We start from the raw sequence: 14,283 nt of genomic DNA, 5'->3' as shown, positions 1-14,283 counted from the left end.
TTGTGATTTGAAATGATACAACTAAGGAATTAGCAAAAAAATTAAATACTAATTTTGTTACAGGTTTAACTGAAGAAGCTGCAGCTCAATTGCTAATAGAAACAGGACCTAATCAATTACCAGTTACGAAAAAAAAGCCAATTTGAAAAATAGTTTTAGCACATTTTATTGAACCATTTGTTTTAGTATTAATTGCATTAGCAATTATTGCTACTGTTATTGGTCAATGACAAGAAGCATTAGTTGTTTTTTTAATTGTAATTGTTGATGCTACTTTGACTACTTATCAAGAAGTAAAAGCTGCAGCTTCTTTGGACTCTTTAAAGAAATTAGTTTCTTCACAAGCAGTAGTAATTCGTAATGGTAATAAATACGATATTGATGCTAAAGATTTAGTGGTAGGTGATTTGGTTTATTTAGATGCTGGAATGTTTGTACCTGCTGATCTGCGTATTATTCAGTCTTATAATTTACGTACTAATGAATCACTTTTAACTGGTGAATCAACCTTAATTAGTAAAACTACTGAAGCATTAACTGAAGAAAAATTATCAATTGGTGAAAGAACTAATCTTGCTTTTATGTCTACTTCTATTGCGACAGGTAGTGGTCTTGGTTTAGTTTATGCAACAGCAAAAACTTCTGAAATTGGAAAAATAACTAAGTTATTACAAGAAGAAAAAGAACCTAAATCACCATTAACGCGACAAATGTCTTTTTTAATTAGAATAATTTCAGTTTTTGCTTTATTATTAGGTTTAGCTATGTTTTTACTACAATTTTTCTTAATTAAAGTACCTGCTATTAATGCTTTAATTTTTGGAATTGCTTTAACAATAGCAGTAATACCTGAAGGTTTGCAAGTTATTGTCACCGTTTCATTATCACTGGGAAGTTCAAGAATGGCAAAAAAACATGCTATTGTTAAACATTTACCTGCTATTGAAACATTAGGTCAAGTTGATATTATTTGTTCTGATAAAACCGGAACTTTAACACAAAATAAAATGACTGTTAAAAAATATTATTTAACAAAATCAGTTAATGATAGTAATGACTTTAAAAAGAAAACTAAACAAGAACAATTATTTTTAGATTGTTTAGTATTATGTAATAATAGTGAAGTTAGTAAAAATAAAACTATTGGTGATCCAACAGAAGCAGCACTTATTAATTGATCAGAAACATTAAAGTTTCCAACAAAGGCACTTAGTGATAAACATACTCGAGTTCATGAAATACCTTTTGATTCCAATCGTAAATTAATGTCAACAATTAATGAATACGATAAAGAAACTTATGTTTTTGTTAAAGGCGCGGTTGATAATATGATTAATATTTGTACTCATACGCTTATTAATAACGAAAGGGTAGTATTAACTGCACAAATTAAAAAAGAAATAATTGCAAGTATGGAAGAAATGTCAAATTCAGCATTACGTGTTTTAGGAGCAAGTTATAAAACTGTTAATAATACGAAAGATTATAGTAATATTAGTGAAATTGAAAGTAATTTAACTTTTTTAGGATTAGTTGGAATGATTGATCCGTCAAGAAACGAAGTTAAAGATTCTTTAGTTAAAACTAAAAAAGCAGGTATTGATACAATTATGATTACTGGTGATCATTTAAATATTGCTGTTGCTATTGGTCAAGAATTAGGTTTGATTGAAAATAAAACACAAGCACTTAGTGGTAATACAATTGATGATATTCCAGAAGAATCATTTAATGCTAATATTAATCAATATCGAGTTTTTGCTCGTGTTTCTCCTGAACATAAAGTTAAGATTGTTAAAGCATTACAGAGTCATAATAAGGTTGTTTCGATGACTGGTGATGGTGTTAATGATGCTCCTAGTTTAAAAGCGGCAGATATTGGAGTAGCGATGGGTATTACGGGAACCGATGTTGCTAAAGAATCTTCACAAATAGTATTAACTGATGATAATTTTGCTACTATTGTTGATGCTATTGAAGAAGGGCGTAATATTTACAGTAAAATTAAAAGAATTGTTATTTTTATTTTAATTACTAATATGGCCCAAGTATTTTCAATTGTTATTGGTGCTATTTTTGGATGAAATGAATTATTGCAACCAATTCAAATTTTATGAATTAATTTAATTGTTGAATCTGTTATTGCAATTCCAATGTCAATGGGACCTAATAACCCTGATTTAATGCTTAGAAAACCAACGAAACGGAATGATAGAATTCTTACTGGTAGTTGAGGATTTATTGGTATTGTTAGTATAATATTAAGTACCTTGTTACTATTATCTTTTCATTTTTTACCTCAAATTTTACATGAAAATAATAGTGAAGGTTTTGTTTTTGTTTTTGTTATAATGACTAATGTTCCTGTTTTTTATGCATTTTCTTTTGTTTCAGGTGCTAATACAAGTATTTTTAATAAGATTACTTGAAAAAATAAATATATTTGAGTTGCGGCGATTAGTGCTTTTGCTATTAATACTTTTATTATTTTTACACCTGTTGTTAGCAATGCTTTTGGTATTGGTGCTGGTTTTCGTGCAGTTGATTGATTACTTTGTATTGCTTTATCAACAATACCAATGTGATTATTAGAAGTGTATAAAGGAATTAGACTTTTAGTTAATAAATTAATTAAAAAAGAACAAAATAAAGTAAAAGTTAAATAATATAGAATGGAAAATTAATAATGAGAATTATTCCGTATGAATTATTTAGTTATACACCAGATATGAGTTTAACTGCATTACGTAAGGAATTACTAATGTATGATCATTGTTTAAATAAAAAAATTACAAATATGGCAATGCAACCATTTTTAGATTTGGAACGCAACTACTTTAATTTACTTTTATGTAAATGAGAATTAGAAATGCAAAAACGAAATCATTATGTTAATTCATTATTTAAATGTTATACTAAATACAATGATTTTGAATTTGTTGCAACTCCTGATTTTTTAATTATTGAATGTTGCATACAATGAGATTTAAAAGGTTTTCAGCCATATAAATGTAATTTAAATTGATATGAAATTATGATGATGACAATTAAAAATAAGGATAAAATAAATAAAGATTTTTATGAACAACTTTCTTTGTGGTATAAAGAAATGTTTATGAAAATTAATAACAATGGTTCTTTTAAACCTAAGAAATTAAATATGAATATTGTTTTTGAAAAAATAAATAATTTTTTATTGGAAGTGTAATTTAAGTTATATTTTTACTATTAATTTCTTTGATTTTCTCGTTTATCTCCATATATTAAAATTTTTAAGAAAAAATGAATAGGAATTCAAATAATTGTAATACATAAAAGTACAGAAATAGCAGTAATGATACGTTTAAAAACTTTCATAATACCTCCTTTTATATTTATAATAATAATTAGAATTAAATATTAAATTTTAATATAGTTTTTAAAACCTTATTATTTTATTTTTAAAAGATTTATATTTTTTTATTTTAATTAAGAAGGAAAATTTATTCATTATGGAACTATTTGAATTAATATTGCAAGGTTAATATATGGTTTATGTGTGGGAACAAAGAAAATATTTGATGAATTAACAGCAATACTGAAATCATGAACATAAGTTAGAGAAGAAGAGTGATAAGAATTAGAGTTATGAAAACAAAAAATTAAATCATTAAAATTAGGAACAAAAGAAGCAAAAGATATGTTAAAAGCATTTAGAAAATGAAATAAAGATAGCTACAGTATTTGATATTTCAAAAGAAAAAGTGTTATTATGAGGTCGTTTAAAAAATGCGTATAAAGTATATTTTCTATGAGAGAAAAATATCTTTAATTGTTACAACAATTATAACATATTATAGATAAAAATGAAAGTATTTTGTACCACATTTTTATTAATATAATTTAAAAATTCCTAACTATTTAGGTTTAGATTTATTTAATTTTATAAAATTAACAAATAATAATATTTTGATTATTTATATGAGCAATTCTTGTATTTAACATATTTACAAATGTTTTATAATTATATGATTTTGCACCATAACCTTTTAAAGATTTAACTAAATGTGAAACAGTACTTTCAGCATGACAACCAATATTTCAATCTTTACCTTGATTAATAATTCCTTGTTCATTATTAGCAAAGTAATTAAATGTTTTTTTATCAACATTAGGTTTTAAAATATCAAGTAATTCATTATAATTACCATTTTTAAAATTAAATGATGTATCAAAATAATTAGGTCAATTTGTATCTGCTTTTTTCTTACCTTTTACATTAATAAATGCTTTTCATAAATAACTAATACCATGAAAACAATCTAATACATATTTTCCACCAAATCATTTTGCCATTGCTCTAATTCATAATGCACCATCTCCACCAATAATTAAATTATTATTTTGTCAAAATATATCAGTAAAATGATTAATTTTAATATTATAATGATTAATACTAGTTGTATATATAAAATCATATACTTTATCTTGAGTTATATTATCACTTGGTTTAAAAATCATATATGCTCATGTTTTATTTTGTAATTGATTCCTATTTTTATAAATATTAATTTTATGAGTATAAAGACTGAAAATTCTAATACAATATTTTTCAATTATTCCTTTTTCATTTGCTAAATATTCAAAACAATCATCCATATCAATATGTAAATAATCTTTAACTTCATATTTATTTATTGGTAATTGAATTTCAATTTTTGTATTTTTTATTATATTACTATAAGTTTGTTTAGAAATATTACAATAAGGTAACATATCTTTAATATCACATTGTCTTTTACCTTTATGTATTTGTTTAATTATAAATAATGTTAAATTATTAGTACAATTTTTATATTTTTTAATTCCTATTGCTTGTTTAACTGGAATTATATTTTCATTTGTTTCTAAATTTTTATATATCCGTAATGGAAGATAAGATTTTCCAAAAGGATTAATTAATAATTTCATTCTTCTTTGTATTAATTTAAATTTAGTTTTATCATATTTATTTTTATATCAATAATAATCATAATCTAATAAATCTTTATTATAATCTTCTAATTTTTGATTTGCATATTCAATATCAAAAGTATCATAATCATATTTATCATTTTTTCAAGGCATAAAATTATTCCTTTCTAAATACATGACTTTGAGTATAACAATAATTAACTAGTGAGTGTTGGAAAATGATTTAGTTAAAATGTTATAATTAATATATAAATTATTGAATATAGGTGATATAATATGCCAGCAAAAAGAAAAGAATTAGGAAATTATAAAGAAAAAATACAAGAATATTTAAGAGAAAATAAAGATAATTTAAAAAAATGTACTAAACAAGAATTAAATTATATTTTAAATGTGGATAATAAATATATATTTGATTGCCGAAGAAGGTCGACAAAATGACAAAAAGATTTTATTAAAGAATATGATAAAGCATGTCTTAAAATAGGAATTGCACGATTAAAAAATGTAACTAAAGTTGCACAATATGAATGATTATATTTAAGAACAAATCATAGAGAAATGTTTGATGATTTAATAGATAATCAAGATATAGAAACAAATAATAGTAATATAATTATTAATATTTGTGAACCAAGAAAAATAGAAAATAATGATTAAAAACCTATATTTATTATAGGTTTTTTCTTTATTTTAAAGGGAAAAATGATATAATATAATAAAGTGAATATGTTAAATAACATATATAAAAGTGACCTATTAACCAAGTGAATTATTAAAATTTAATAAAAAGGGAGATTAAAAGTATGAGTGATTTTACTTTTGATGAAAAAGAGAATTATAGTTTAGATGATGTTAAAAATTTACTAAAACAACATAGAAATGTAGTATATGCTGAAAGTAAAAAAAATATTGAACCTAAATTAAGTGAATATGAAACAAAATTAAAAGAATATGAAAATAAAATTAATAGTTTTGAAGAGCAACAATTATTTTCAAATATTAAAGATACTAAAAAAGTAAATTTAATTAAAAATTTAATGAGTACTGATAATTATAAATCTTTATCTAAACAAGAAGCATTTAATAAAATAAATGAAGATTATAAAGATTTTTTAATTGATAAAACAGAAGTTATTAAACAAGAAAATAAACAACAAGATAATTCAATTAATCCTACTGATTTAATTTTAAAATTACATAATAATTCATTAGACCATTTTAAAATTGCTCAAGATTTAAAAAATAAAGCAACGACACAAGGAATGACTAATAAAAAAGAATTAGAAGATTTAGTTGAAATTACTAGAAATGAAGCTTTTCAATCTATTAGTAAATAGAAAGAAGTTTTATTATGGGAGCAATAAAAATACCTGAAGCATTTTTATTAAAGGTAATAATCCAACAGAAAATGCTATTTTAAGTGTACTTGAAGCACAAGTACGTGGTGAATTAACAAGTGAAAAATCAACAATGTTTATGCGTGGAACTTGTAGTGCTTCTCAAATTGGTGAAATGGCTGGTGTTGCTATAGCAATATATAGAGCAACAGTACGTGTATTATGAGGTTCAACATGAACATGAGATAAAGGTACTAAAAGACAAAAAGGTGATGTTTATACAACTAAATTAGAAATTAATAAATATTTAACAATTGATTTTGAAATTCCAGAATTTGATATTGAAAGATTTATGAAAGCACCAAAAGATATTGCAGTACAAATTGTTTCAAATTGAACAGCTTCATTTATGAGAAATTTAGGTGAAAACTTAGAATTAATATTTTTAAATGGTATTCAAGATTATGCTATTGCTAAATCATTAGTATTACCTTTAGATTTAATTAATATGAATGCAGAACAAGCAAAAGAAGCTTATTATACAATTTGAGCAAGAAATAATAAATTAATTAAATTAGTAAATTATATTACTGTAGGAACTAATAGAGAAGATTTAATGGGAGCAACTGGTATTGATAGTAATTTAGGATTATCAAAAGCATTTACGGTTTTAAATTATAGTCAAATTTCAGCAGATACATTAGCGTATGGTAGAAGATATACAAGTTTAATTGCTGGTATGGAATTTTGAGAAAGTTTTTATTTAGAACAAGAATTTATTCATGATACTGAAAAAGCAATGCATTTAGAAAAAGATTATAGTTTAAAAAATACACATGGATTTGTAGTTAATAGATATATGTGAGGTATGCCTATTTCATTTACTAAAATAAGACAAAAATTAGATAATGATACAGATAATATTAAAATTATTGGTAAATGTTTATTTGCTTTACCAAGTGCTATTAGACCTAATTTAATGTATTTAATTAGACCAACTATGCCTACACTTGCAGAAATTAAAGAAGCAAGAGCAAAAGATTTTTTAACTAATCCTAAAAATGAAAATGCAACTTATCAATCAACTTTATATGATGAACCTATTCAACAAAATAATGAAGAAATATTTGAAAGTAAAGTATTTGCTTCAAGAAGATTATTTATTGCTGGTAATAATGAAAAATCTACAACTAATATTAAAACTAATGGTGGTTTACTTGCTGGAATAAATGATAAAATAACAACAAGTAGTCATCCAGAAACTACATTTTATAATATTATGGATGCAAAACCTACTGGATTTACTAATTTTAAAAATTTTACAGAATGATTAAAAACTTCATTAAATTTTCAAGATAATTTATTTGTAACAAAAGATTTTAAAGGTATGTTAGCATTTGATAAAGATAAAGCAACAAAAAATAATGGTACAGCAATTGGAGAAGCAAAATTCTTTTGAGATAGTGAATGAAATATAAATAATTTAACGGGTAATTATAATGTAGATATGAGTAGTAATTTTAAATATAAAGACCCAGAATCTGGATTAATTATAGGAAGTCCAACTGTTGATTATTCAAAAATAAGTCAAAAATATATGTCAGCAATATTAAATTTTAATAGTGTAGTATTTAGTCCTTTAATACAAATGCCTTATGATTCAAATCAATGATTACCTTTTGCTTTAAGTGATATTCCTTTAATTGGTAAATTATTAAATGCTTTAACATTAGGTATTTGAAGTAGTTGAGTTATTACTCAAAATGTTCAACAATATAAAAAAATGTTATATTTTAATGGTTTTATGAGTGCATTTTTTACAAGTAATTTAGAAAGTATTATTGGTAATGGTGGTTTAATTCCTTTAAATGCATTTACAAATGATAATGATTTTACTATTGGTAAATTATTAGGTGCAAATGTTTCAACAACTGCTATGACAATGAAATTAAGTGATAGAGTAAGTGTTTATCCATGAGACCCTACTACTGGTAAGAAATTAACTGTAAAAGAACAAATATCAACTGTTGATTTATCACAAAAGAAAAATAATAAAGTTTATATTTTAGCAGAAGATACAGAGTTTTTAGATATAGCTTCACCATTAACTAATGAAGATACTGAATGTCAATGAAATCCAACAAGTAATGGAGTTATTGATGGTTCAAATTATGCTTATATTATTGATACAATTGTAACTCAATCATTACATCAAGGTGAAGAAAGACATACATTTTATAGTGATAATCCTTTTACTTATCAAGGTGATTATAATGAAATATCAGTTGCTCAATTTCGTTATAATAATATGGGTTATTTAACTGGTAATGCTTTTAATTGAACAACTTTATATAAATTAAATCATGATGAATATTCAGAAAGTGAAGAAACAACATTTAGTTATCCAGCCAAAATATTACCACCAAGTCCACAAAATATAGCAAAATCAATAATTATTAATCCAGATTTAAAAATAGAAATAACAGCAAATGATGTATTTTTAATAAAAAACGGATATAGTAATATAAAAGAATGAGAAGATAAAAATACAAGTAAATTTAGTAAATATGAAATAGATTTAAATTCTTTATTAGACCCTACATTATTAATTAATACTTTTAATGATTTACAAAGATTTTATAAAAGTATAACAATATATTATAGTTATAAGTTTGAAACAATATCAAATTCTAAGAATTCTGATTTAACTACTATTGATATTAATAGTGAAACTTTTAGTCCATCAAAAGAAGAAACTACAAGTATAACTATTAATTTAAAAGATTTAAAAATAAACAAAGGTAACTTTCCAGATTCTGAATTTTTTAGTAAATTTGGAACAGTTGCTCCTAAAGAAGTTACTGATTATTTTGCAAATGCTTATTATAAAAGTATTAGTAATTATAATGTTTTTACTTCATATTCATTATGTGATTATGCATTTGATTTAAAAATTAAGAAGTCTTATGATTCTTATCAACAAAAAATAAGTAATGATTATCCTATAGCATTTAGTATAGTTAATAACTCTGAAAAATTAAATTGAATTATTTATTTACAAGGTAATTTAGGTAAAATAGAATATACCAATTCTGCACAAAGAGAACCCGATAAAAGTTGAGCATATAGATATATATCAAATATTAAATCTAATATTAATAAAATAGTTTTAAATGCAAGATAATTTGGTAAAATTAAAATATAATTAAATTGTAGATTCTAGGAAGTGAATAAAAATGTTTTTTTTAAATCGTAATGAATTTTGACCATGATGAAATGATTTTATAAATTCTCCTTACACAATTTCAATCGCTATATCTCTAACATTTTTATTTCTAATGTTTGTACCATACAAATTATTTATTCGTTTTTGTGATAATAAGAATTTTAAAATATATATATATATATATATGCTAGTTTAACTTTTTTTCTTATATGTCCTTTACTTTTTTATTTTTTTGCTAATAATTTAAATATAAAAAATGTTTATTATATATTTATCATTTTTGCATGTATTGAGTTATTATATTTTTATTTTATTCCAATAATTTTAAAATTAATTCAAAAATTCCCAAAATTAAAATCTATTTTTTAAATTTAAAAGAAAATCTAATCAAAATAATATTTCCCCGCAATCTTAAACAATGTATAATAAAAATACTTACTTTTGTAAGTATATGAAATAAAAAAGTTCTCAAATTTATTATATTAGTTCTAAATAATTAGGTTGGCACCTAATTAAAAAGTTACCTTAATTGGTAACTTTTTTTATATTTATTTAAATAAAAAAAGAAGACATGAAATTCATCATATATCACCGCTCTACAAAATAAAATTAAAAATTTATTTCTACGGCTATCTTCTCTAATTTAAATTATATCATATTTTATAAATTTTTATAATGATTTCAAGGTAAAAATTTTAAATTTATACATTTTTTCACAGTAATATAATTAACTCATTTATCATTTTTTTTATTATAAAATTTATATAAAGCATTTGCAATAAAATCAGCACCTTGTATACAATAATCAGTTTTTGAATCTTTCATTTTATATATATAATTAAAATTAGAAAACTCTTTTAATATAGAATTACCATTTTTTAAATATTCTTCTAGAGTATCATATTTTCCTTTAATAAAAATAGTTTCTTTATCAGAAAAAATATGAAATTTGATATATTATAATTTAATATTTTTATTTTTTATTGTTATTAATTGTGCAATTAAATAAGATTTATGTAAACCATATTCTTTTCTTCTTTCAGTTTTTTTCTTTTTTTTAGATTTCGTTGATTTTTTATAATTTTCTTCAATAACTTTTAATTTATATGTTTTATCTTTTTCTACAATGATTGCAAATAATTTACAATTATTATTTAATATCAATTATATATTTTTTCTCTTTTTTTATCTTCAATATCATCTGCTCCTTTTTTTTCAACATTATCACCAAAATAAATAATTAAAGTTCCTTCATATTCTTCTTTAAAATTTTCTAAATCATTTTTATTATTAAACAATAATGCTCCATATACAAAATATTTAGTTTCTTTATCTGATAATTCAAGATTACCGCTATCATCAATAAATATTCAATACTCATTATTACTCATAAATAAAAACTAATTCCTATTTTTATTAGTTAATAATATTATAAATTAAAAAAATAAAAAAAGAGAAATTATTTAGGAATGAGTAATTTCTCTTTATTAATTAAATCATATTTTCTATATTTAATATAGATAATTTAATGATTATTTATATGATTATCTGTTATTTTATTTAAAGTTTTACTTAAATTTATATAATTATTAATAATTTTATTTAATACTTGTTGTTCAGTTGTATTTAATTTATGACTTATTTGATTAGTAAATTCTATAATTTTTTGTTCAATTTCTTTAGTCATTATTTACTCCTTATTTGTTATTTCTTTTACTTTATTTTTAAATTGTTTTTTATGAAAATAACACATATTAAAAAATTGAACTACACTATCTTCTATATTTAAAGTTTTTAAAGTAACTAATACTTTACTATTACAATCTTTAACAATACATTTAAGTAATACTTTTTCTTGTTTTTGTTTTTGCATTAATCAAATACTCCTTAATTATTTTCTATATTAATATCTTCAATATTTATATTAATAGTTAATCCATTTAAATTTTTTAATTCTTTTAATTTATCTATTATTTCTAAAATATCTTGTTTAGTCATTTTTATTCTCCTTATTTAAATAATATCAACCAATTAATAAACTATCTGCTTCATCATGATTTGATATAGTTATATTTCAGTTATTTTGTTCAATTAATACTGTTGCTAGTCTTATTGAACTTTCTTTATCTCATTCATCATTAATTAAAATATTTATAAATGATTGACTTTTATATCATTTTTTTCATGAAGAAGGACTTATTAACATATTTTTTGTTAATAATTTATTAAATTGTCCAGCAATAAAACCTCTTAAATGTTCTTGAGTTTCATAACCAATACCATTTTTTGAATGAAAAGTACCACGTTCAATAATTAAATTTAAATGTTCATAAAAAATATTAATTCGTAAATTTCGTAAATAATAATATTCATATAAAACATTAGTTATATTTATAAAATCGTTACTATTTTTTTTAAAACTACAACTTTTCACTAATATTGGTCTTCTATTTTCTCAAAAAGTAAATCCAGTATTTTTAATACTTGGGTCAATTGAAAGTAAATAATTATTCATTATCAAATTCTCCATTTATAATAGCTTCATATCACTTTTCTAATTCATAAAGTCTATTAAAAAGTTTATTTATTTCAAATTTATGGAATGGCAACACTTTTTAGGACTATTTTTTGGTAGACACTTGTTCTTGATATTTGATAGGAGTTAAGTAGTTTAAAGTGCTGTGGATTCTTATGTTGTTGTATCAATTGATATAATCAAATAATTCTAATTTTAATTGGATTAATGATGTAAAATTTTTATCATTAATAAATTCAGTTTTGAAAGTTTTAAAAGTTGCTTCAGCAACAGCATTATCATAAGGACAACCTTTTTTGCTTAAAGATCGAGTAATATTGAATGCTAATAAAAGATTATTAATAATTTTATTGTTAAATTCATTACCTCGATCACTATGAAATATTTGGATATCTTTTAAACAGCGATTTGATTGCATAAATGCTTGATATACTAGTAATGCATCTTTTTTAACTCCAACACTATGTCCAATAATTTCGCGGTTAAATAGGTCTATTAATAGGCAAATATAGTTTCATTTACCATTAACTTGAACGTAAGTTAAATCACTAACAATAACTTCGTTTTTAACCCTATTATTAAAGTTTCTATTAACAAGATTGGTTATTTGACTATTATTGACTTTATTATGATGATTTTTGAATGATAATTTAGTGTATTTTGATATTAAATTATGCTTATTCATAATTTCTTTAATTTTTCTGCGTGATAAATAAATTTCTTGGTTTTCTAAAATTTTTTTTAATCTTCTAGTACCATAAACTTCTTTATTTTCTTTAAAAGCACTAATAACAGCTTCATCATACATATTATTTTTGATTTTATTTTCTTTTTTCTTTAAGTTAAAATAATATGTTGATTTAGATATTTTCAAAAAACGACACATTGTGCGAATTTTATATTTAACTTTATTTTTGACAATAATTTTTATTTTCTGCCTATTATTAGTGCTGCTTGCTTTAAAATATCATTTTCCATTCTTAATTGTTTTAATTCTTTTCTTAATTTAATTAATTCATTTTCTTCAACAGAACGATTATCTTTAGTTTTAAAACTACCTGAATTAGTAAATTGCTTAATTCAATTATAAGTAGCTGCTCTTGTAACATTGTACTCTTTAGCAAGACAAGACACTGACTTACCGCTTTGATATAAAGCTACTATTTGTTTTTTAAATTCATCTGAATATGAGTTAATATTGGCCATAATTATACTTCCTTTCTTTTCACTAATTTGTTCACTTGTCTACGTAATTAGTGTCCAATAAAGTGTAACCCATCCAATTTCTTGTATTTCAATATATTTTTTATTTTTAAGTAATTTTTCATTACATAAATTTTTAATTAATTCTATTTTTTCAACATTTAATAACATATTATTTTCCTTTAATACTTTAAATAAAATATTTTTTCATTATGAGTATTTATATCTTTCATTGGTGTAACAATATAATTTATTACTAAATCATTATCTTTATATGGATTATTTATTTTAAAACTTTTCATATCTTTTTCTGATGTAATGTTATATTTAAAACATTCTTGATTTTTATCATTTGTAAAAATATAATAACCATTATATTGTTCATAAAATTCACAAGATATTAATTTATTTTCATTTGTAGTAATATCTGAAATATTTTTAATATATTTTAAAATTTCACTACCTTTAATACTTTCAATATCTTTTGTAATTGATTTTTTACCTAATTTATAATTAAAATCTTCAATTATTTTTAATGTTATTTTTTTATTATTTTGATTAATAATAGTATCTTTAATTGGAAATCATGTTTCATATTCACCAATTTCTAATAACATACCTTTAGTTGTTTCTCTTACTTTATTTTTAATATCTAAATTAACATTAATCATTACGAATCCTTTCTATGTATAAGCCTTATCACCTACAGTGATAAAAGGCTTATATACTAATAACTAAATACTTCTACTACTATACGTAAGGCTTATGCTACTGTAAGTAGCAAAGCCTTGGAGGGTAGGGGTTCTAGGGGAAGGGAACCAAAAAATATCAAGTTTTAAAAGAGCAACACAAAAATTACTATTAGTTATATCTGCACTATAGCCTTTAATAATTTTTATTTAGTTATGTAATAATTAATTACTTTAATAAAGTACAGATTTATCAAAATAATTAATTATAATTGTTCAACAATTAAAAATGAGAGTTTTATCTCTCATGTCATTTTTATAAAATATACCAATTTT

The 14,283-nt window shown here is 22.0% G+C and carries 14 protein-coding genes; 5 read left to right on the top strand and 9 right to left on the bottom strand.

Annotated features, from left to right (window positions below):
• Positions 1-2: 2 nt before the first annotated feature.
• Positions 3-2,666, top strand: a complete 2,664-nt coding sequence (locus ACXUB0_RS06270; RefSeq protein WP_458258129.1) for a cation-translocating P-type ATPase — start codon at positions 3-5, stop codon at positions 2,664-2,666.
• Positions 2,667-2,686: 20 nt separating this feature from the next.
• Positions 2,687-3,208, top strand: a complete 522-nt coding sequence (locus ACXUB0_RS06265) for a hypothetical protein (protein ID WP_458258128.1) — start codon at positions 2,687-2,689, stop codon at positions 3,206-3,208.
• A gap of 722 nt (positions 3,209-3,930) precedes the next feature.
• On the opposite strand, the gene ACXUB0_RS06260 is transcribed toward ACXUB0_RS06265, so the two are convergent.
• Complete coding sequence (locus tag ACXUB0_RS06260; protein ID WP_458258127.1) at positions 3,931-5,106, bottom strand: Mbov_0401 family ICE element transposase-like protein; 1,176 nt, start codon at positions 5,104-5,106, stop codon at positions 3,931-3,933.
• A 123-nt stretch (positions 5,107-5,229) separates the two neighbouring features.
• Between ACXUB0_RS06260 and ACXUB0_RS06255 the strand changes: the two genes are divergently transcribed.
• The 3 genes from ACXUB0_RS06255 (at position 5,230) to ACXUB0_RS06245 (ending at position 9,477) form a co-directional block, all read left to right on the top strand.
• A complete protein-coding gene (locus tag ACXUB0_RS06255) occupies positions 5,230-5,613 on the top strand; it encodes a hypothetical protein (protein WP_458258126.1) in 384 nt (127 codons plus the stop codon).
• 146 nt (positions 5,614-5,759) lie between these two features.
• Entirely contained in the window at positions 5,760-6,293 is a 534-nt protein-coding gene (locus ACXUB0_RS06250; RefSeq protein WP_458258125.1) for a hypothetical protein, read from the top strand.
• Entirely contained in the window at positions 6,265-9,477 is a 3,213-nt protein-coding gene (locus tag ACXUB0_RS06245; protein ID WP_458258124.1) for a hypothetical protein, read from the top strand. The genes ACXUB0_RS06250 and ACXUB0_RS06245 overlap by 29 nt, the downstream gene beginning before the upstream one ends.
• 999 nt (positions 9,478-10,476) lie before the next feature.
• Here the strand turns inward: ACXUB0_RS06245 and ACXUB0_RS06240 are convergent.
• From ACXUB0_RS06240 to ACXUB0_RS06205, 8 genes are all read right to left on the bottom strand, one after another.
• Positions 10,477-10,683 (bottom strand): hypothetical protein, encoded by a 207-nt coding sequence (locus tag ACXUB0_RS06240; protein ID WP_458258123.1) that lies wholly within the window; start codon positions 10,681-10,683, stop codon positions 10,477-10,479.
• Positions 10,674-10,910: a DUF3800 domain-containing protein gene (locus ACXUB0_RS06235; protein WP_458258122.1), complete on the bottom strand. Its 237-nt coding sequence runs from the start codon at positions 10,908-10,910 to the stop codon at positions 10,674-10,676. Before ACXUB0_RS06235 ends, ACXUB0_RS06240 begins: the two co-directional genes overlap by 10 nt.
• Positions 10,911-11,044: 134 nt before the next feature.
• Complete coding sequence (locus tag ACXUB0_RS06230) at positions 11,045-11,206, bottom strand: hypothetical protein (protein WP_458257587.1); 162 nt, start codon at positions 11,204-11,206, stop codon at positions 11,045-11,047.
• Positions 11,207-11,209: 3 nt separating this feature from the next.
• Positions 11,210-11,392 (bottom strand): hypothetical protein, encoded by a 183-nt coding sequence (locus ACXUB0_RS06225; RefSeq protein ID WP_458258121.1) that lies wholly within the window; start codon positions 11,390-11,392, stop codon positions 11,210-11,212.
• A 117-nt stretch (positions 11,393-11,509) separates the two neighbouring features.
• On the bottom strand, positions 11,510-12,034 hold the full coding sequence (locus tag ACXUB0_RS06220; RefSeq protein WP_458258120.1) for a hypothetical protein: 525 nt from the start codon (positions 12,032-12,034) through the stop codon (positions 11,510-11,512).
• A 106-nt stretch (positions 12,035-12,140) separates the two neighbouring features.
• Positions 12,141-13,261 (bottom strand): IS3 family transposase gene (locus tag ACXUB0_RS06215; protein ID WP_458258119.1). Its coding sequence is split into 2 segments (ribosomal slippage): positions 12,141-12,985 and positions 12,985-13,261, totalling 1,122 coding nucleotides; the frame shifts between segments, so codons are not numbered across the junction.
• A 39-nt stretch (positions 13,262-13,300) separates the two neighbouring features.
• Positions 13,301-13,429 carry a hypothetical protein gene (locus ACXUB0_RS06210; RefSeq protein ID WP_458258118.1) on the bottom strand — a complete coding sequence of 43 codons (129 nt, stop codon included), beginning with the start codon at positions 13,427-13,429 and terminating at the stop codon, positions 13,301-13,303.
• An 11-nt stretch (positions 13,430-13,440) separates the two neighbouring features.
• The gene (locus ACXUB0_RS06205) at positions 13,441-13,929 is read right to left on the bottom strand and encodes a hypothetical protein (RefSeq protein WP_458258117.1); all 489 of its coding nucleotides are present in this window, start codon (positions 13,927-13,929) and stop codon (positions 13,441-13,443) included.
• Positions 13,930-14,283: the final 354 nt, after the last annotated feature.

Source organism: Spiroplasma endosymbiont of Dactylopius coccus (assembly GCF_977110965.1).
This window is presented reverse-complemented; position numbering and strand designations above follow the sequence as displayed.